The organism is Dyadobacter ginsengisoli DSM 21015 (genome assembly GCF_059568735.1).
On sequence record NZ_JCANTY010000001.1, the window covers coordinates 1,105,193 to 1,125,370 of the forward strand.

A 20,178-nucleotide genomic window follows, 5' to 3' on the forward strand; every position below is an offset into this window, starting at 1 on the left:
TGTTTTTGATGAGTCGCTGGCGATCTTGACAAAGAGATTCACAATGAAAGAACAGTGTTATAAAATCTACAACAAAGAAACCCGATGGGTGCCGGGCTAATGCGATCCCCCATGTTTCGGTGCCAGTAGAAGGAGTGGAGTATTAGGGCGTGTTGGAACAAAAAAGGGGGATTGCCTTTCTTATTATTAGGTGAGTTTGTCGAATAGAGGGGGGGTAAAAATAGGCGTCCTAATAATTGTATGACGCTTATTGGCACAAAAAGATACATAGAGGCCGTTACCAGTAAAAATAATAATGTTGCCTTGTGCATTCACCGCCGATTACTGTAAATGTACCTCGTATAACTGGCCGAGCTTCGGTTCTAATGTTTATAATTTCATAGCTATGTGTTCCTTCTGTCAATTTGTACGCAGTAGGAGCCTCGTCCACACCACATCGAGGGGGAATTACGCGATACGCCCACTTCGTTGTCCCAATTTTAACACCATCAACAAAAACATCAGAGGGGTTACCATTGGCATCGATGGTGTAAAACACAGCTGAGCCTGTAATATTAGTAATGGAAATCTCTTTTTTCGCAGTAGCTTCACCTTCATTTCCTGTCCCGGTAACAGTCACCATATACTTTCCGTTACGTTTGTATATATGAGCAGGCGATTTTTCAGTGGAACTTTCTCCGTCTCCAAAATTCCACAAATAGGAATTGGTATTGGACGTAATAAGATTAAAAACGACTTTCCCTTCACTTTCTTGCGAGACCGTAAAATCAACGGTCGGCTGAGGAGTATGGTCAGTTAGCGCACAAGACTGGAAAAACGCAACAACCGAAAAGCAAAAGAGTAAACTTTGAATGGATTTCATCGGATTTAGATTTTAAAGCTGATGACTAACACCGGCGTAAAGATTCTTATTGGCCTACTCTGGGCATTTGAATATACGGTTACTTTTGGACACAAAAAAAGGGCAGAAGCTCCATTCTTATTTATCGGTATTAGTGTTGTATCCCTTTCGGGATGCGACAGCCTTGGACTCTAAAAGTGCGAAATACCTTTGTGTCCGCTGGAACTTGGAAGACATTTCAAACGAAACCTCTCAAATGCCCTAAAAATGGCCTTTTTCTATTCGTGGTTATAACTGAACATACTACGAACAATTTAAGGGTGTGACTGTGCCAAACCGGGGGCGAATCTCCCCGGATCACGAGGGGAGGGAGAAAAAAAATGCCCTGTGTGACCAGGGCAGGTATTTCATTTTCAGGGTTGTGTACTTGTGGGAACAGTTGAAGAGGGACTCTGATTGGCTTTTGGAACCGACGTAGCTGGCGCGGCAGCACTTTTCAGTGTTCTGCCACCATTTTGCGGAGCGGTGGAGGTTGCACTAGTCGTGGTTTGGGTGGTTGTCTGGGTACTCGTCACGCCATTCGTTGTACCATTGTCCCGTACGGGCTGCGTCTGCTGCAATTGCTCGATCGCTTGTTGCGCTTGCTCAGCATTAATGGCATTCGTTTGCCGGGGCATAGTGGGCTGATACCTTTCCGGCATCGACAACGGGTCTTGCGAGGTATTTACTTTTGGTACCATCCCCTGTTGGGAGGCAGGCTTCGAATTGATCTCAAACCCCAGATCCTGGACTTCTGAAACTTTTTGGGCAGGTAGAGTGGTAGTTTGGGTTGGCTGATGAATCACCCCCAATTGGCCCGGTACCTCGGGAGCTATTTGTCCGGTAGGCTTGGGTTGCAGGCCGGCCGCGGGATTACTTTGTGCACCTGAATAGGCCTTGGGAATCTGTCCGGTGGGAGCAGGCTGCCTGATTTGCGCATTGGCCTCGGCCAGAGGTATCAGTAAACCGAAGGCACCGATCGCATTCAAAATCGTCAATTTCATACGCGGCATCACTTAAGAGTTTTGGTACTACACGAAGGTATATACTAAAACTGTTCCAAAAAAGCGAAGCAAATAATCCCTGCCGGGAAATGCTCACAATATCAATGTATAGCATTTCCGGCAAGGACTCATTTCATGGCGTGGCAGATGCTTAGTACCGATCCCAAAAGAAAGGCGGTTGGATACCCAGTGCCCTCAGGTATACGAAGCCCTGCGCCCGGTGATGGATTTCGTTGTCGATCAGATAGAGTATCGTGCCGTAGATCGTGTTTTCATATTGGCCAAACGCCGCTTCGACCTCCTGGAAGCGTGCAGCGGGAATTTGTGGCCACAGGTGATCAATGTATTCCGTAACGAGATCCCACAGCTTCAGAACTTCTTCCTTGGTAGCAGGCGGAGGCGTAGACGAATCGAGTGCGGGCTCGGAGAACGTCCAGTCGCCATATGCGATGCCTCGAATTCCGGGTGCAGCCAAGCCGATCATTTCCATCGTTAACTGGGCATAAGTGCGCATGCCGCCAATCGAAAAATTATAAAACTGATCCTCAGGAAATGTCTCAATAACCTTCCTGCTAAGACCGCGATGCCCTTGCCAATGTGCCAGTAGTGCTTCGGAGCTGATGACGTTCGCGTTTGTTGTAATTTCTTTTTCGATGCTGTTAGTTTCCATGTCAAAGGTTTTTAATGTTTATTGTTTGATTGCGTTACAAACTAAACACCACCCTGTGACAGCAGTATGTCAGCAGCACTTTGACACCCGGTAAAAAACTGAAAATTTATTTCAACGGATTCAGATTCCCGTCAAAACGATAGCTCTTGCCCGTCACAGTAGGGATGGTGATCAATCTGTCGCCGTAGCGGATGCTGCATTTGTTCCCGGATTTGGACAAGACCGTTACGGTCTGGAGTTTTCCGTTTTTCCAATACAGGTCCAATTCAAAACCGCCTCTCGCACATATTCCACGCACTTTACCTTCGGCCAACGCGGCAGGCAATGCGGGTAAGAGGTTGATTTCATTTAAGTGGCTCTGTACCAATGTTTCAAGGATTCCCGCCGCACCGCCGAAGTTCCCGTCGATCTGAAAAGGCGGGTGTGCATCGAAGAGGTTGGGGTAGGAGCCTCCGCCACTCATTTTCTGTCCCGCATCAAATACCGGGTTGAAGAGTTTACGGATCATTGTATAAGCGTGCTCACCGTCGAGGAACCGCGCCCAATAGTTGATTTTCCAGGCCAGGCTCCATCCGGTGCCGTCATCGCCCCGGTAGTTCAGGGATTTTGTGGCTGCTCTGGCCAGATCGGGGGTATGGGCAGGGGTAATTTCTTCGCCCGGGTACACGCCCCACAAATGCGATACATGCCGGTGATGGCTGGTTGTGTCGTCGATATCGGTCATCCATTCCTGCAGCTGGCCATGTCGTCCGATATGGTTAGGGGCAATCTGTTTGGCCGTATTTTGCAATTGTTCGGCAAAAGCGGCGTCGGTTTGCAGGATGGCCGCGCTTTCAGAACAAGCTTTGAACAATGCGCGGATGATCTGATGGTCCATGGTAGGACCAGCTACGAGACCACCGTTTTCGGGGGAATTGGAAGGTGAACTGATCAGATATCCCGATTGGGGATCTTTGCTCAGAAAATCCAGAAAAAACTCTGCTGCGCCTTTCATTAATGGATAGGCGGTGCTACGAAGGAAGGTCTTGTCCTGGGTAAACCGGTAATGCTCCCACAAATGCAGGCTGAGCCATGCACCGCCTGTAACCCAGATCCCGTGGTTGGAAGCATTGATCGGCGCGGCGCCACGCCAGAGATCCGTATTGTGATGCAGGACCCACCCTTTCGCATTATAATGTACCTTCGCCACCTCTGCGCCGGTTTGTGATACATCTTTGACCAGATCGAAAAGCGGCTCGTGACACTCGCTGAGATTGGTGAGCTCTACCGGCCAGTAATTCATTTCCGTGTTGATGTTAACGGTATACTTACTGTCCCATGAAGGGTTCAGTTTGTGGTTCCATTTGCCTTGTAGATTGGCCGCGTGCGTTCCCGGGCGGCTGCTGGCAATGAGCAGGTAGCGTGCGTATTGTACGTATAACGCAAGTAACGCAGGATCGTCGGGATCCTTTTTGAAATGGCTTAACCGCTCGTTGGTGGGTAGGGCGGATGCTTTGTTGGTGGGTAATGAGAATAAAAACCGATTGAAAAGGCTTTGATAGTTATTTAGATGTGCCTTGTAGGCGGCTTGGTGGGGAGGGGCTTTCCGGAGAATAGCAGCCGTTTCGGCGCGCGGGTCCGCAGTAATAGTCTTGTAATTCACATAGGGCGTGGCTGCTGAGAGGACCAGGGTCGCGTGGGTTGCATTGGCAATATTGAGTTGTCCGTTGGTTTCACCGACTTTCCCATCCGTTAATACTTTCAGTCGCGCGACGCCGGAAAGGACACCGTTCTCAACCTTGACTTCCAGCATCAGTTCATTGTTGCCTGTGGTGACTTTTTTGTTCTTGTGAATGGCATCCATGCGCACGGAGAAATTCAGTGCGCCTTTTTTCGAACTGGCGAGCTCATAATAAACAGCTTTGGCCGGATAACTCGCGAATGCCTGACGGGTGTAGCCAACGCCACCGACGTTATATCGGACCGTGGCGGTAGCGGTCGTCAGGTCCAGTTCGCGCTCGTAACCGGTGAAATTTTCATGACCGGGAAAATCGATATACACGTCGCCGAAAGCCTGATATGCCATTTGACGAAGGGGCTGACTCATGAACTCTTTGTTGGCCAGGATTTCTGCCTCTTTTTGTTTCCCGTCATTCAGCAGTTCTCGTATCGCAGTCAGATGACCTGATGCGCCCGGATGTGCGTAACTCCTTGGTTCGCCTGTCCATAGAGTCTCTTCGTTAAACTGGACCTGTTCGCTGGTCACTCCTCCAAAAACCATAGCCGCCAATGCGCCATTGCCGATGGGTAGTGCTTCCTCCCATTGCTGAGCAGGTTGTTTATACCAGAGTTTGAATGCGTTATCCTGTTGTGCAATGCAAGGAGAGAAGCAAAAAGCAGCAAAAGCGATACATTGAAGCAGAAATTTTATCTTATACATGGATAGTCGGACTTGGATACAGCAATGATTGTGACCTGGTTTGCTATGCTGACGTGATTTCATGAACCTTTCCCGTACAAAAAGGGCGTGGCATTTCAGGTGTTCTGAAGAAAAACGGCTAGCTTTTGTCACCCTAATGTGTTAACTTATTTCTGTATCCGCATCACACTATGCAACTCAGCATTTATCCCACCGGGCTGGAAGAGATCAGGGCGTTCCGCACGATGTTCCTGCATGAAAACCATTTCCAGTTCGTCTGCAACAAGTGCCACGACTATGGCTGGGCCGACACCTGGCTGTTTCAAATGGATGGTGTTTCGATCGGCTACGGCTCGGTGTGGGGCACCGACCGGCGGCAGGACCGGGACACGATTTTCGAATTTTACCTCACGCCGCATTATCGCAAATATGCAGTGGTCGTTTTCGAGGAATTCAAAAACCTGAGCAAGGCGATCTGGGTCGAATGCCAGAGCAATGATATCTTCCTGACCACGATGCTGTACCGGTTTTGTGAAAATTCACTGGCCGAAGCCATTCTGTTCGAGGATCATTTTCAGACCTGTTTCACGATACCCGGCGCGGTGTTTCGCCGGCGTTCCGAACACGACCCGATGGACGGGGATGAAAGTGAATTCGTGGTCGAGATGAATGGGGAAATAGTTGCCAGCGGTGGTTTAATGTTCAATTACAATGTCCCTTATGCCGATATTTATATGCAAACCAGGGAGCCGTTTCGACAGCTCGGTTATGCGACGTGGATTGTCCAGGAGCTCAAACGGGTCGCCTACGAAATGGGAAGAGTGCCTGCCGCACGATGCAATATCGGGAACAGAATTTCACAGGCCACGTTGGAAAAGGCCGGACTCCGGGTATGCGGTTTCAGGTTGAAAGGAGCATTGCGAATTCCACGGGAACAGTAAACAGGGTTGGAGGCATACTTTTTGATGGCCATAGTTCAAATCAAATAAAACTGAACCATGGCTACTACAAAAAGCAGTACGAAAGAAGCGCCAGCCAAAATGAAATCCATGGCGAATTCTGAAAAAAGCACCGCATCGAAAAATACAGCGAAAAGCAACGGCAAAACCACGTCATCAGCCAGCAAGAAAAGCGCAACTGCTATCACTTCTGATGCCAGGACAGCCGGTAAAAAGGCTTCCAATTCCGGCGCCGGCAAGAGTTCTGCTACAAAGTCTGCCGGAGATGCCAAGAACTCCGGTAGCAAGTCTTCCGCAACCCGCAACGCACCGACCACGAACAAAGAGCCGCGAAGCAGTGCTTCGAAGTCTAATACCTCGACCCGCGATCACGACACGATCCGTAAATGGGTGGAAGAACGTGGTGGCTTTCCCGCGATGGTAAAAGGCACCGGGCGCAAAAATGAGGGTGCGGGGATCCTCCGCATCGACTTCCCTGGTTATAGTGGTGAAGACTCGTTACAGAAAATCAGCTGGGATGATTTTTTCAGAAAATTTGATGAAAGCAAGCTGGAATTCCTCTATCAGGAGAAGACCGGCGACGGCGAAATGAGCCGTTTCAGCAAGTTTGTTTCCAGCAATTAGGAGCTCATGAAGGCATCGCTTATTGGATAAACGGAGGTTGCAGCACAGCAACCTCCGTTTTCATAAAGTCCAAAGGCTGTCCGTGAAATAACCTTTGCAGTCGATGAAGTGTTCGACCACCTGAAATCCGTTTTCCGTCGCGGCGTTTTCTATCTCCGTTAGTGTATACTTTTTGGATAACTCTGTCCATATCAGCTCATTTCGCTCGAAATTATAGCATTTGTCGATTTGCCGTACATGCACTTTTTGTGGCACGAGACTTACCAGATAGCTTCTCACTTCACCATTGACGGGATTATAATGGGAATAAAAATCAAATTGGTTGGCCTTGAAACCACCTCCCAATTCACGGTTGATTCGGTGTAATAAGTTGATATTGAAAGCTTTCGTGATACCCCGGGGATCGTCGTAGGCGCAACGTATCGTCGCTGGGTTCTTTTGAAGGTCAAAGCCCGTCAGCAGGTAATCGCCCGGATTCATACATTTCCTGAAGTCGGTCAGCAGGCTATGTACTTCATGGGGTTCATAGTTACCGATATTGCCGCCGAGGAAAAGAAGCAAGCTCGGGGTTTTCGCAGCGGAAAGCTCTTCCATCATAGAAAAATAATTCCCGACCATCGGCTTGATTTTCAAACCCGGAAGACGGTTCAGCATATTGGTTTCCAGTTCCCCGATGGCCTTCGCGGAGATGTCGATGGGCACATAGGTGAAATCGATGTGATGGTCAATCAGTTTTTTGAGCAACTGCCGGGTTTTGATCCCGTCTCCCGCCCCGAACTCGACGATCTGGAAAGGCTCGGTAAATAGGAGCCGTTTGAGGATGTTTTCGCCTTGTAAGGATAAGATCTCGAATTCGCAGGGGGTAGGATAGTATTCGGGCATTTTCATAATGTCCTGAAAAATGCCGCTTCCGATATCGTCGTAAAAGTACTTGCTCGAAATATGCTTCAAAGGTGCAGATAACCCTTTGTGGATATCTCTGGCGAAAGTTTGTATGTCTGTCATAGCTAATAATTTATCGGGCCAGCCGTATGCCTGTGTATTGCCAGCGCTCGTGTGTGTGGAAGAAATTACGGTAAGTTTTGCGTGCATGTCCCGGTGAAGTGGCGACCGATGCGCCGCGCAGCACCATCTGATTCACCATAAATTTGCCATTGTATTCGCCAACGGCACCTGGCGCCTTGCTAAAACCAGGATAGGGCAGGTAGGCGCTGTTGGTCCATTCCCAACGCTGGCCCCAATCGAAATTCACTGAAGCCGCTTCCCATTCGAACTCGGTCGGGAGCCGCATTCCTTTCCATTGGGCAAATGCCGTTGCTTCGAAAAAGCTGATATGGCTCAGAATCGCCTCGGGCTCGACCTGCCGTAGTCCGGCAAGCGTATACTGATGCCACACGCCATCGATTTTGTGCCAATACATCGGGCTCCGGACCGCATTGCCATTTACCCACGACCAGCCCTCATCCAGCCAAAGGTTGAAATCCTGATAACCACCTGCTTCCATGAATTCCAGGTACTCGCCATTGGTAACCAGCGCTTTGCTGATTTCATACTCGTGCAAATATACTTTGTGACGACCTAACTCATTGTCGAAACAGAAGCCTTCTCCCTGGTGGCCGATGTCATAAATTCCCTCCGGGATTGTCAGTATTCCCGTTTCGGAGTTACGCCCATTCACAAGATGATGTGTTGGGCTGTAAATGGGGAACAGCGGATTATGGCCCAGAATGTACTTAATATCCGTCACCAGCAATTCCTGGTGTTGCTGCTCGTGATGCAAGCCGAGTTCCACCAACGCCAGTACATCCGCATCGGAGCATTCTTCCAGAAACGCATCCATTTGCTCGTCGACATATTTCCGGTAGGCATACACGCTTTTGGTGGTGGGCCGTGTAACATTTCCCCTGTCTGTGCGCAATGTGCGCTCTCCTACATTATTGTAATAGCTGTTAAAAAGGTAGTTGAAATCCGGATCGTAGACCTGATACCCGGGCACAGACGATTTCAGTATAAATGTCTCGAAGAACCAGGTGGAATGGGCCAGATGCCACTTGGGAGGGCTCACAAATGGCACTGGTTGGGGAACATAATCTTCAGTTTCCAGCGGCGCACAAATTTTCTCGCTGTGTTTCCGGACATTCCGGTACGCTTCCCTAATGCCGGTGGTTTCCATTAGTTGCATAGTTTTTCAGGTCGGTGATGGTTTGGATATTCAAGGATTGTGCCTGTCCGCGTCGCATCATGAGTGCGTAGGCATTATTGAAACCGATGGGCCGGAGCCATTCCAGCCGGTACCGGTTCGCGAATTCAGTTTTGACAAAATCATAAACCTTGTCCCGGTCGCCGGACAGGCGTTGCAATTGCGTTTTGTTTGCTTTCAGTATGGCCAGTAAACCCGTGCCGGTGTATTCCGGGTACATATCGATTTCATCATGTTGTAATGCGTCAAAGCAGATCTTCGTCCCTCCAAGCCCGGTCTTGGTTACAACTTTCAAATTCGTATTGCCTTCGATCAGCGCTTTGTACATATGGATGAGGATGTACTGTTCGGCGAAAATCTTGGAGCCGAGGCGAATCGTTCCGCTATCTCCCTTGGCGGGTTTTTTATACAGGTTTTTGGCCAGCAGAAAATCGTGTGCTACTTTTTCAGGGCTTTGTTTGAGATAATCGACGCGATAATTCAATTCGGTCATGACCGAGTCGTTGATGAACCCCGTCAGTATTTCGAGCGCAGGGTGCAGTTCAGGATAGCGTTCAAGCGTCTCTTTGCGGACCAGCGGAGCTGCATAGTACGGAGGAAAAATATGCCGGTCGTCTTCCAGCGTGACGAGGTCGAATGCTTTCAGACGGCCGTCGGTGCTGTATCCGCTGATCACATCCAGTTTTTTCTCAAACGCTGCTTTGTACATCACCGCATCGCTGATCACGACGGTCGGGATATCGAGCTGGTACACCGATTTTAAACCCAGATAACCGTCTTCCCTCCCCATGAATTCCGGTGTGAAACCGCCCAGCATTTTGGCTTTGGCATGGGGTATCAGGTAAAAAGAAGAGAGTCCCAGTAGCATTGCGGGCAATATCAGCGTCGCTTTTCGCATCCGTTTCAGGTCGCTTTTTTGAATGAGCGAAAGCAAAAAATCAAGTAAAATGGCCAGTAATGCTGCCGGTATTGCCCCTGCAAGGATCATTTGCGTGTTGTTCAGCGCAATCCCGCCAAAAATAAATTCCCCGAGACCGCCTGCCGCGATGTAGGCGGCCAGCGTAGCCACGCCGACATTGATCACGGTGGCCGTCCGTATTCCTGCAAGAATTACGGGCATCGCAAGGGGTAATTCCACATTGAAAAGCACTTGCCAGTAAGTCATCCCCATGCCTACCGCCGATTCCCGCACCGCCGGATCGACGCCTGTGATGCCCGTGTAAGTATTACGGATAATAGGCAGCAATGCGTAAAGGAACAGCGCTGTAATTGCCGGTAATGCACCAATACCCAGCAAAGGGATCATAAATCCGAGCAGGGCAATGCTGGGAATGGTTTGCAGAACGCCGGCGAAGCCCAACACAAACCATGCGGCTCTTTTCCGGCGGGCGATCCAGATGCCCAACGGGAGGCCGACAGCGACGGCGACGAGCAGCGAGATGCATGTCAGACCAATGTGCGCGATGGTTTGCGCCCACAGCTTGTCTGCCTGCTGCATCATGAATGCCCCTAAGCTTTGCTGCTCTTCCATCAGCTGTCTTGTTTTACACGGTTATAAATCCTGTAAATGTCGGATACGGAAATGCTTTTGACCGTCCCGTCCGGTTCCTGCACATTTATTGCTTCCAGGCCTCTAGTCGAAATCGCATCCAATGCGTCCCAAAGATTCTGATCCGGAGTCAAGTAATATTTAGACGTAGTTTTTGAATTTGGTAACGCAGTAATTTCTCTGCGGAGCAAAATAGTTTTCAATTCGAGCAGAAAACGTTGCTGACCGAAGAAAGATCTAGCAAAATCATTGACCGGCCGGAACAGCAATTCACCCGGCAAACCCAGCTGGATAATGCGCCCGCGATCCATCAGGCAAATCCGGTCGCCCAGTTCCAATGCCTCCTGCACATCATGCGTAACCAGCACGACGGTTTTGTTTTTCAGTTCCGGTAGGTCGGCGAAAGCTTTGCGCACGTCAGCACGCGTTACGGGATCGAGCGCACCGAAGGGTTCGTCCATCAGCAGCACCGGCGGGTCGGCGATAAGTGCCCTCGCAATGGCAATCCGCTGTTTTTGCCCGCCGCTGAGTTCATCGGGGTATTTACTTTCGAAAGCCTCGGCGGGTAATCGGAGGCGTGTAAGGAGTTGTTCTGTTTTCTGACGGATGTCAAATGCATTCCAGGCAAGCAGTCTGGGAACGATCGCGATATTTTCACTGACGGTATAATGGGGGAAAAGCCCGTTGTTTTGTGAAATGTATCCGATTGAGCGCCGGACCAGTTCAGGCTTTTCGCGAAAAATATCCTTTCCGGCAATGTGGATTTGCCCGGAGGTCGCGTCGACAAGCCGGTTGAGCATTTTTAGCGTGGTTGTTTTGCCACAGCCGCTCGTTCCGAGCAACACCATTGTCTCGCCTTCCTTCACTGTAAAGGAAATGTCGTCAACGGCCTGAATATCATTGAAATGTTTACTGAGGTGCTCGACGACGATCATGACGTATCGTTTGGGCTCGGTGGTTTAGGTTCGCAAACTGGATCTGCGTATTTAGATTCTACATAAATCTGCCCGAAAACGATCCATTTCACGCAAGAAAAATCGGTTGGATTATTGTTTCAGGCTCATGAAGAGGTTGTTCAGCGATTCTGAATAAGTAGGGTGCGCGAAAATCCCGTCCCGGACCTGTTGCCAGGTAATACCTCCCAGCATCGCCATTTGAAGGACGGTAATGATCTCGCCTCCCTGTTCCGCGAGCACGGCGGCACCGAGGATCTTGTCGGTCTTGGCATCCACGACGGCCTTCATCATTCCCCGCTCGTCACCAGTTTCGATGGAACGGGCTACGCTGTCATTGGTTAATGTGGCAATTTTGATTTCCAGCCCCATTTTACGCGCTTCCTGCTCGGTTAGTCCTACGCGGCCGAGTTGAGGATCAGTGAAAATACAGGAAGGTACCAGCCTGTTGGCGATACTAACTCTTTGCTTGTCGATTACATGACGGACAATGAGCCTGTAATCGTCATATGAAACGTGTGTGAATGCCGGGCCGCCCTTGATGTCTCCCAGCGCATAAATACCGGGTGCGGAAGTTTCGAGCTGGTCGTTGACCCGGATATAACCCTTATGATCGAGTTCTATTCCGGCGATATCCAGACCCATTTCCCCGGTGAGGGGTTTTCGACCGGCCGCTACCAGCACGTGGGTACAGAACCGTTGGGTTGTTCTGCCTGCGGCATGGAGTGTGGCGGTAATGATATGCCCGTTTTGGCTGAATGCGATTGCTTCGGTTCCGGTAAGTATTTCAATGGCCTCCTGCGCCAGGATTTTGACGATTGCTTCCGCGATATCCCCGTCCTCTCGTTTCAGGATGCGGTCCGACGGCTCGACCAGTGTGACCTTGCTGCCAAACCGGCTGAACATCTGTGCAAATTCCAGTGCGATGTAGCCGCTTCCGAGGATCAGCAAATGTTCGGGTACTTCCTCAATATCCATGATGGAGGTGGAAGTGAGGTAGGGGATTTTATGAATGCCGTCGATATCAGGAATGAACGGCTGCAGGCCGGTGTTGATGAAGAATTTGTCAGCTGTGAGTACTTCGGAACCGCCGCCGTTCAATGCAACGGTGATTTCTTTGCGGCCCGTAAACCTGGAGGTCCCGTATATGAGGTCAAGATTCGCGGTCTCTTCGATGCGCTTTTCAGAGTTTCTGCGCATCATTTGAACGATCTGGTTTTTGCGTTCAAGAATCTGATCGAGATCGACGGTAATACTGCCGACATGCACGCCGAGAGATTCATTGTGTCTGGCTGACCAAGCCGCTTTCGCTGAGGCTACCATGGCTTTGGTCGGGGAGCAGCCGTCATTTACACAGGTTCCACCAACCCAACGCTTTTCGATTAATGCAGTTTTCAAGCCGGATTCGGCCAGTTTACGGCAAAGTGGGGTGCCAGCCTGACCTGCTCCGATAACAATTGCGTCGTAATGTTTCATACAAAAGTTGAATTTGTGTCGCTGCCGTGTGCCAAAGCAGTCATGGAGATGATTCTACGTATAGCGGTCATAATAAAAGCGTGCCGGATAGGGCACGCTTAAACTGTACTTATTTCAAAAAAGAATTTTTGCTGATCAGGAGAAATAGGCAAGGCTGTTTTCCTGATCGATATGGATCTGCTTCACGAGCATATCCAGACCATTGAATTTCTGTTCGGGCCGTAAGTAATGCAGCAGTTCGATTTTCAGATCTTCCCCATAAATTTCTTTGTCGAAATCAAAGAGATTAGCCTCGATCGTCCGGCCAATTCCATCCACAGTAGGGCGGGTGCCGATATTGAGCATGCCCCTGAATGTCTGTCCATTGTAAACCGCGTTGATCACATATACGCCATTCATCGGGACCAGCTTGTACGATTCATGCACATGAATGTTGGCGGTGGGAAATCCAATGGTCCGGCCGAGTTGTTTGCCTTTCACCACCGTTCCAGACAGGGAGTAAGCCCTGCCCAGGAGGTCATTGGCCTCGTGTATGTGTCCTGTAATCAGTGCTTTACGAATTCGCGACGAGCTGATAGCCGTGTGCTCGATATCTTCCCTGGGAATTTCCTCTACCTCAAAACCATATTCAGAGCAGTTTTTTTTCAAAAATTCGAAACTACCTTCCCGATTCCGGCCAAAGCGGTGGTCATAACCGATCACCAGCTTTTTAGTGCCGATCTTTTCGACCAGGATCTGCTGTATGAATTCTTGCGAAGATAATTCTGAGAAAGACCGCGTAAAAGGGACGATTGCCAGATGTTGAATCCCAAGCTGAGAAAACAGTTCGATTTTTTCCTCGATCGTGGAAAGCAATTGCAAACCCTGGCTGTCTTCTGAAACGACGGTGCGCGGATGAGGCCAGAAGGTAAGCACTACGGTCTCGCCCCCGGATTGTTCGCTGATTTCTTTCAGGCGGGAAAGTATTTTCTGATGTCCAAGATGTACTCCATCAAAGGTGCCACTTGTTACGACGCCGTATTCCAGTTTATGAAAGGAATCCAGGCTATGATAAATATTCATTCGTCAACTTCCAAATTCAAAGCTACTCGTTTCTGATGAATGTAGGCCGTCAGGTCCCATGCATCTTTGAGTTCGAAATCTCCGATCCGCGTCCTGCATAATGCGCTCATATAAGCGCCGCTGCCCGCAAGCTGACCGAAATCCCGAACGATACTGCGAATATAAGTACCTTTTGAACAAATGATCCTAAAATCGATGGACGGAAAATGGGTGGGATCGATTTGAAACAGCTTGATCTCCACCGGCCGCTTCTTGATTTCAGCCACTTCGCCGCGGCGGGCCTTTTTGTAGAGCCGTTCACCGTCGACTTTTACCGCTGAATAAATAGGCGGAACCTGTTCAATGTGGCCGGTAAGCTGAGCCCGTGCGGCTTCCAGTATATCGGCTGTGATGTGGCTGGTCGGATATTCGGCATCGAACTCCGTTTCCAGGTCTACAGACGGCGTAGTTTTGCCTAATACCAGCGTTCCGGTATACTCTTTTTCCTGTGCCTGGAAATTGTCGATCTGTTTGGTTTTTTTACCGGTACACAGGATCAGCAGGCCGGTAGCGAGCGGGTCCAGTGTACCGGCATGGCCTATCTTTTTGAACTTGCAAGCTCTTTTGAGTTTGTTTGCGACATCAAATGAAGTCCACGTCAAGGGCTTGTTGATCAATATGACCTCCCCTTCGTCGGGTATGTTCTCTTCTTGTTTCAAATCTTTTAGATGGAGGTAATAAAAATCGGGACGATGGCTTACACCACGTCCAGCTGGTATCCCGAAGCCAGCAGGCCCAGCAAGATCAGGCCCAGGATAATGCGATAATAACCGAATACCTTAAAACCGTACTTAGTCAGGAAACTGATGAAAAATTTGATCGCCAGCATGGCCACGATAAAGGCCACGAGGTTGCCGATCAGTAACGTCTGAATGTCTTCCGACTGGATCGTGTCGTAGGTTTTCAGGAGTTTATAACCGCCTGCCGCTGCCATGGTCGGTACCGCGAGAAAAAAGGAAAACTCGGCGGCTTGTTTTCTGGACAGGCCCTGCAACATTCCCCCTATAATGGTTGATGCAGACCGTGAAACCCCGGGAATCATCGCAATGCATTGGAAGAAACCGATTTTCAGGGCAGTTCCGTAGGATATTTCCTTTTCACGGGTATCATTGGCAATGCGGTCGATAAAGATCAGAACGATACCGCCGAGTAACAGCGAGATCGCTACTACCCAAACGTTTTCAAGCAGCGCATCGATGAAGTCGTTCAGCAGAAAGCCGATCACGGCAGCCGGAAGGAATGCGACCAAAAGTTTGAAATAGAAGTCGGTAGTCTGGAAAAAACGTTTCCAGTAAAGCACCAATACGGAAAGAATAGCGCCGAACTGGATATTGACCGTAAACATTTTGGTAAATTCCAAATGGCTGATCCCCATGAAAGAGGAGGCAATAATCATGTGCCCGGTAGAAGAGATGGGCAAAAACTCGGTAATTCCTTCAACAATTGCTAAAATGATCGCCTGCCAGATGCTCATGAATTCGTGGGTTTACGTAAGATCGCCCAGAACTCGATGATGAAGCCGGTGATGACGATAATGGGGCCGAGCGTCAGACCAAGAAAGCCGAAACCGAATTCTTCGCTGTCGAAGGTCATGATCAGAAAGCCGGCGAGGATTACCGCGATACCGGTGAGCATCATCACATAATTGGATGATGAAAATGGGAGTTCATTTTTTGAAGTACTCATAACTTTTATTTATCGGTTACTGTTCTGAATAGTCTGAAAGAGGATAAGGTGCGGACGGATCAGTAAAGATCGTCCAGCGTCATACGCAGATAGCGGGCGAGCGACTGATAGGTACTTGCAACCCCAATCATAACGCCAAGTGCCAGCACAATCACTACGAGCATCACGATCTTGTCGTATTCCTGAAGCATCGCGAGGCCTTCCACATTGCGGATCGCCAGTTGCTGCAGTCCGATCAGCATAGTGCCCGCCAGAACGCCGCCGATCAGGCCCTGGACGGCACCGCGCAGCACGTAAGGTTTCTGGATAAATCCGTTGGTGGCGCCCACCAACTGCATACTGCGGATCAGGAAGCGTTGCGAATAGATGGCGAGTTTGATGGTATTGTTCACCAGGAGTACGATAATGATCAGCATGACGAGGGCGAAACTGGCCAGCACGATGTAGATCTTGGTAACATTGCGATTGATGTTGTCCGCCAGGTCTTCCTGATAAACCACCTCATATACGTTTTTAATCTTTTCCAGGTCTTTTTTGATGAGTTGCAGCTTGGCTTCTTCAAAATAGTCTTCCTGAATTTTCACGCGGTAACTGTCCCGCAGGGGATTTTCACCTAGGAATGTGGCAAAATCTTCTTTGGTGCCTTCGATGAATTCTTTCGCGGCTTCTTCCTTCGACACAAATGTGATCGCCTGCGTCTCCGTGGATTTCAGTACGAATGGCTTGCTACGGATGACCTGCAATACAGAATCCTGTCCGGCCTTGGCCACTTCTTTATTGATAAACACCCGTACTTCAATATTCTGACGGATGATGGACACCAGTTTTTTGGATTGGATCACCAGGAGCCCGCAAAAGCCGATCAGGAACAATGCAGCCGTCAGGCTCATCACGATCATTGCGTTGGGATAACTCCCGATCTTCTTTTTTTTCGGCATAACAGCGTAGATTTCGCTCGTCGTTGGTTCGGTTTGCAGGGAAACGACTCGGGCAAAAATAAGGATTATAATTTCAAAACAGCCCTTTGCAGGACAATCCTTAACTATTTTTAACTATAATGGGATTTTCAGTTTCTTCTTCCCATTTCGTCCCGGATCTTCGCGGCCTTCTCGTAGTCTTCCTTATTGAGGGCGTCATCGAGCATGCGCTGGAGTTCGTCGAAGGAGAGATCGCGCAGTGATTCTTTCGAGCCGGCAGGCCTGATCGTTTCGCGTACAGCGTCTTCGTCTTCATCCTCTTCCTCGCTCACGGAGCTGGAAACGATGCCTGCTTCTGATAAAATGGTTTCGTAGGTATAAATAGGAATATCAAAACGCAGTCCGATGGCAATGGCGTCCGAGGGGCGCGCATCGATCTCAACTTCCCGCAAATTATCAGTGCAAACGATTTTGGCGTAAAAAATACCTTCTTTGAGATCGGAGATGACGATTTCTTTCAGTGTGTAGTTCATGCCTTCTGCGAATGATTTGAACAGGTCGTGCGTCATCGGGCGGTTAGGCACTATGTTTTCAATCTGGACGGCTATCGCCTGGGCTTCGAAGACACCGATGATAATGGGCAGCCTTCGGTTGCCTAGTTCTTCGCCAAGAACCAGCGCGAAAGAGCCAGCTTGGGATTGGCTTGGTGAAAGCCCCAGAATTTCTAACTTGATTTTTTTCACGTTCAAATTAAATGCGCAAATGGTTAACAGTTGTGGTGAATTTGCCTCCGGATTGCAATGGTGACCCCGGTCTATAAAATTCAGATGTTAATTGAATGTTGATTTTCAACGCATTAACATGTAAATCTATCAAAGTGTTCCTGTTTGAAAAACACCATTGGCGAATCAAAGGTGCAAAAATAAATAACCCGTGCTGCATAAAAAAATGCAGCACGGGTTAAGATGCCGCAGGTACGGCCGGTGGTAAAATCAAATAAACTTAACAGGTTGATTTTTAGCTTCTTTTTAGATTTATACCTGTTCAATTAATTTCAAAAAATAGCCTCTGCGTTCTTATTTGAGGCTTTTTGCTGCTTCTGTCAATTTAGGAAGGACCTCGAAGACATCTCCGACGATTCCGTAGTCAGCCGCTTTGAAAAACGGTGCTTCGGGATCTTTATTGATCACTACGATACACTTCGATCCGTTCACACCTGCGAGGTGCTGGATAGCGCCCGAAATACCGCAGGCAATGTACAGGTTCGGGGCTACTTTGATACCCGTTTGTCCGATATGTTCGTGGTGCGGACGCCAGTCGAGATCAGAGACAGGCTTTGAACAACCAGTCGCAGCTCCCAACGCCTTAGCGAGGTCGAGGAGTGGTTGCCAATATTCGGGCCCTTTCATACCACGTCCGCCCGATACGATGATTTCGGCTTCGGTGAGGGACAGCTCGGAATCCGCTTTTTCTACACTCAGGACGGTCGCTTTGAAATCGGAATCACGTAGTATGGGGCTGAATGCTACTACCTCCGCTGCCTGGGCGGTTAATGCCGACTCGTCGATCTCAATGGCATTCTTACGCACGACCAGGACTTTAATATCTGATTTAAGCTCGGTGGTCGCGAACGCTTTGCCTGTGAAAATACTGCGGGTTACGCTGAAACCGCCATCCGTTTCGGGCAGGGATGTGACGCCCGAAACGATCCCGGCTTTCAGCTTTGCCGCCGCACGTGCGGCCATAGCGTCTCCTAACCCGGATTTGGACAGGATGATGACCTTACTGCCTTCCTGCTGCGCGGCTTGCGCAAGTACATCGGCATAGGCGAGGCTGTTTTCGTGTTGCAGCCGGTCGTCCGCAGCGTGCAGGACCTTGGTAGCCCCGTAATGCCCGGCTCTTTCCAGTTCCGAGGCCTGGGCCTGGCCCATTGCCAGCACGGTGGCGGTTATACCGGTTTTCACGGCGACCTGCGCACCGTAGGCTACCGCTTCCAAAGAAGTTTTTTTGATCGAGCCATTGTCCAGCTCTACATATATAAGGACTGACATGTTGATTTCAAATTAGTGTAAAAGGTCAAAAACTTAGAGAACCTTCGCCTCGGTCTGTAAAAGTTTGATCAGGGTTTCAGCCTCGCTCGCGGGGATCATTTTACAAGCGCCTTTCGGAGCGGGTAGGGTGTAGGACTGAGGGACTGTCATGTCGTCAATCTGCACGGGTTCCACCACCTGCAGAGGTTTGGTCCGTGCGGTCATGATGCCGCGCATATTGGGGATTTTCCATTCGGCGATGGGTTCCTGGCAGCCCAACACCAAAGGCAAAGGTGCCCGCAAAACTTCTTTCCCGCCGTCGATTTCACGGGTTAAGGTGGCATTATTTCCGTCGATTTCCAGTTTCATGACCGGAGAATAAGAAGGAATTCCAAGTATTTCTCCCACGAGGCCATGCACGACGCCGCTGTTGTAATCGATGGATTCGCGGCCCATCAAAATCAGATCATAGCTGTTCTGACTGGCTATGTGAGCGATCTGTACGGCGGTAAAATTAGAGTCCAACGGCTCTGCATTGATACGGATCGCATCATCGGCTCCGATCGCTAACGCCTTGCGTATCTGCGGTTCAGCATCGGCTTCGCCTACATGCAGGACGGTCAGGCTGCCGCCGGTTTGCTCTTTCAATTCGACTCCGCGCGCCAGTGCATAGTCGTCGTAAGGGCCAATAATAAACTGCACACCAGCCTTATTAAATCGGGTGTTGTTATCTGTGAAAGTTATCTTGGCGGTTGTATCTGGAACATTAGTTATACAAACGAGTATTTTCATAAGGGTATGGTTACGTATCTTTGCGTTTGAAGAGAATAACTTTACCCGGGCAAATTAAAGGAAAAGTAAATGGTATGCAAGCATAATAATTTCAATGAATAACACTTTAGTCACTAATTTGCTTGCGTTTTATGAAGAGGATCCAGCCGATCCGTTTAATGCATATGCACTGGCGATCGAATACACCAAGTCGGATGTTAATGAGGCGCGGCGCTTTTTTGACCTTCTGTTAACCAGGCATCCTGATTATTTGCCAACCTACTACCACGCTGGCGCATTTTTTGCAGCACTGGACCAGGTGGAAAGGGCTGAGGAAATTTATCAGAAAGGTGTGGAAATTGCTCAGGCACAAAAGGATGCCAAAGCGCACCGCGAACTTCTTTCCGCCTACAACAGTTTTCTTGATGAGCTGGAAGATTGATTTAGGGCTGGTTAATTTGTTGATTTCCAGAAAATAAGGTACCTTTCATTAATTCCCGGATACCGGGTAGCTATTTCTCTCGCGCTTCCTCTGTTTCAGTCTCGGCTGGATTTTTTTAGCAGTCCCCCGCTTAATCGGGTAAAAATTATACAATTTAAATATGGAAAAGGAATCACTCATCCCACAGGTAATTAAGTGGGCAAAGTCGCACGGTTTTAAGGATATCCAGGCCAACATGGAAGGATACGAGACACCGAAATCTTATGAAAGGGCAGCGGATAACACGCGCTTTACCCCTGATGTAACGGGCGTGAACATGTTTAACAGGCATTATCTGGAGGTCTGCATGAAAACGGACCAAATGCAGGGGAACCTGTCTAAATGGAAGCTGCTTAGCGAGCTTGCAGGGATGAAGGGCGCCAAGTTGTATCTCATGGCCCCCCGCGGGCACGTGCGCTTCACCCGTGAACTGGTGGATCAGCACAAAATCCCCGCGGAGGTTATCAAAATTGATTAAT

The 20,178-nt window shown here is 49.3% G+C and carries 21 protein-coding genes; 4 read left to right on the plus strand and 17 right to left on the minus strand.

What is annotated here, in order from left to right:
- Positions 1-277: 277 nt before the first annotated feature.
- The 4 genes from BP71_RS03935 to BP71_RS03950 form a co-directional block, all read right to left on the minus strand.
- Positions 278-862, minus strand: coding sequence for a PKD domain-containing protein (locus tag BP71_RS03935; RefSeq protein ID WP_496376824.1), 585 nt, complete (start codon positions 860-862; stop codon positions 278-280).
- 392 nt (positions 863-1,254) lie between these two features.
- Positions 1,255-1,884, minus strand: coding sequence for a hypothetical protein (locus tag BP71_RS03940; RefSeq protein WP_496376826.1), 630 nt, complete (start codon positions 1,882-1,884; stop codon positions 1,255-1,257).
- Between the two features lie 151 nt (positions 1,885-2,035).
- Positions 2,036-2,554 carry a DinB family protein gene (locus tag BP71_RS03945; RefSeq protein ID WP_496376828.1) on the minus strand — a complete coding sequence of 173 codons (519 nt, stop codon included), beginning with the start codon at positions 2,552-2,554 and terminating at the stop codon, positions 2,036-2,038.
- Positions 2,555-2,660: 106 nt separating this feature from the next.
- Positions 2,661-4,973 carry a glycoside hydrolase family 95 protein gene (locus BP71_RS03950; RefSeq protein WP_496376830.1) on the minus strand — a complete coding sequence of 771 codons (2,313 nt, stop codon included), beginning with the start codon at positions 4,971-4,973 and terminating at the stop codon, positions 2,661-2,663.
- Between the two features lie 170 nt (positions 4,974-5,143).
- Here BP71_RS03950 and BP71_RS03955 point away from each other — a divergent pair, with 170 nt between their 5' ends.
- Together BP71_RS03955 and BP71_RS03960 are read left to right on the plus strand one after the other, a co-directional pair.
- Complete coding sequence (locus BP71_RS03955; protein ID WP_496376832.1) at positions 5,144-5,893, plus strand: GNAT family N-acetyltransferase; 750 nt, start codon at positions 5,144-5,146, stop codon at positions 5,891-5,893.
- A gap of 57 nt (positions 5,894-5,950) precedes the next feature.
- On the plus strand, positions 5,951-6,535 hold the full coding sequence (locus BP71_RS03960; protein ID WP_496376834.1) for a hypothetical protein: 585 nt from the start codon (positions 5,951-5,953) through the stop codon (positions 6,533-6,535).
- Positions 6,536-6,595: 60 nt separating this feature from the next.
- Here BP71_RS03960 and BP71_RS03965 read toward each other — a convergent pair whose 3' ends face one another.
- The 13 genes from BP71_RS03965 to BP71_RS04025 all read right to left on the minus strand — a co-directional run bounded on the left by BP71_RS03965 (position 6,596) and on the right by BP71_RS04025 (position 19,239).
- Positions 6,596-7,540 carry an L-histidine N(alpha)-methyltransferase gene (locus tag BP71_RS03965; protein WP_496376836.1) on the minus strand — a complete coding sequence of 315 codons (945 nt, stop codon included), beginning with the start codon at positions 7,538-7,540 and terminating at the stop codon, positions 6,596-6,598.
- A 10-nt stretch (positions 7,541-7,550) separates the two neighbouring features.
- Positions 7,551-8,708, minus strand: a complete 1,158-nt coding sequence (egtB, locus tag BP71_RS03970) for an ergothioneine biosynthesis protein EgtB (protein WP_496377745.1) — start codon at positions 8,706-8,708, stop codon at positions 7,551-7,553.
- Positions 8,689-10,266 (minus strand): ABC transporter permease/substrate-binding protein, encoded by a 1,578-nt coding sequence (locus BP71_RS03975; protein ID WP_496376838.1) that lies wholly within the window; start codon positions 10,264-10,266, stop codon positions 8,689-8,691. The genes egtB and BP71_RS03975 overlap by 20 nt, the downstream gene beginning before the upstream one ends.
- The gene (locus BP71_RS03980) at positions 10,266-11,219 is read right to left on the minus strand and encodes an ABC transporter ATP-binding protein (protein WP_496376840.1); all 954 of its coding nucleotides are present in this window, start codon (positions 11,217-11,219) and stop codon (positions 10,266-10,268) included. Before BP71_RS03980 ends, BP71_RS03975 begins: the two co-directional genes overlap by 1 nt.
- A 111-nt stretch (positions 11,220-11,330) precedes the next feature.
- A complete protein-coding gene (locus tag BP71_RS03985; RefSeq protein WP_496376842.1) occupies positions 11,331-12,713 on the minus strand; it encodes a mercuric reductase in 1,383 nt (460 codons plus the stop codon).
- A gap of 135 nt (positions 12,714-12,848) precedes the next feature.
- Positions 12,849-13,775 carry a bifunctional riboflavin kinase/FAD synthetase gene (locus tag BP71_RS03990; RefSeq protein ID WP_496376844.1) on the minus strand — a complete coding sequence of 309 codons (927 nt, stop codon included), beginning with the start codon at positions 13,773-13,775 and terminating at the stop codon, positions 12,849-12,851.
- Complete coding sequence (gene truB / locus BP71_RS03995) at positions 13,772-14,473, minus strand: tRNA pseudouridine(55) synthase TruB (RefSeq protein WP_496376846.1); 702 nt, start codon at positions 14,471-14,473, stop codon at positions 13,772-13,774. The genes BP71_RS03990 and truB overlap by 4 nt, the downstream gene beginning before the upstream one ends.
- A gap of 38 nt (positions 14,474-14,511) precedes the next feature.
- Positions 14,512-15,288, minus strand: a complete 777-nt coding sequence (locus BP71_RS04000) for an undecaprenyl-diphosphate phosphatase (protein ID WP_496376848.1) — start codon at positions 15,286-15,288, stop codon at positions 14,512-14,514.
- On the minus strand, positions 15,285-15,500 hold the full coding sequence (locus tag BP71_RS04005; protein WP_496376850.1) for a DUF3098 domain-containing protein: 216 nt from the start codon (positions 15,498-15,500) through the stop codon (positions 15,285-15,287). Before BP71_RS04005 ends, BP71_RS04000 begins: the two co-directional genes overlap by 4 nt.
- 59 nt (positions 15,501-15,559) lie before the next feature.
- Positions 15,560-16,438 carry a cell division protein FtsX gene (locus BP71_RS04010; RefSeq protein WP_496376852.1) on the minus strand — a complete coding sequence of 293 codons (879 nt, stop codon included), beginning with the start codon at positions 16,436-16,438 and terminating at the stop codon, positions 15,560-15,562.
- Positions 16,439-16,566: 128 nt separating this feature from the next.
- Positions 16,567-17,160, minus strand: a complete 594-nt coding sequence (locus BP71_RS04015) for a bifunctional nuclease family protein (protein ID WP_496377746.1) — start codon at positions 17,158-17,160, stop codon at positions 16,567-16,569.
- Between the two features lie 333 nt (positions 17,161-17,493).
- Positions 17,494-18,468, minus strand: a complete 975-nt coding sequence (locus BP71_RS04020; RefSeq protein ID WP_496376854.1) for an electron transfer flavoprotein subunit alpha/FixB family protein — start codon at positions 18,466-18,468, stop codon at positions 17,494-17,496.
- A 33-nt stretch (positions 18,469-18,501) separates the two neighbouring features.
- On the minus strand, positions 18,502-19,239 hold the full coding sequence (locus tag BP71_RS04025) for an electron transfer flavoprotein subunit beta/FixA family protein (protein ID WP_496376856.1): 738 nt from the start codon (positions 19,237-19,239) through the stop codon (positions 18,502-18,504).
- A gap of 94 nt (positions 19,240-19,333) precedes the next feature.
- Between BP71_RS04025 and BP71_RS04030 the strand changes: the two genes are divergently transcribed.
- A complete protein-coding gene (locus BP71_RS04030) occupies positions 19,334-19,660 on the plus strand; it encodes a tetratricopeptide repeat protein (protein ID WP_496376858.1) in 327 nt (108 codons plus the stop codon).
- Between the two features lie 160 nt (positions 19,661-19,820).
- A complete protein-coding gene (locus tag BP71_RS04035) occupies positions 19,821-20,177 on the plus strand; it encodes a hypothetical protein (protein ID WP_496376860.1) in 357 nt (118 codons plus the stop codon).
- Position 20,178: the final 1 nt, after the last annotated feature.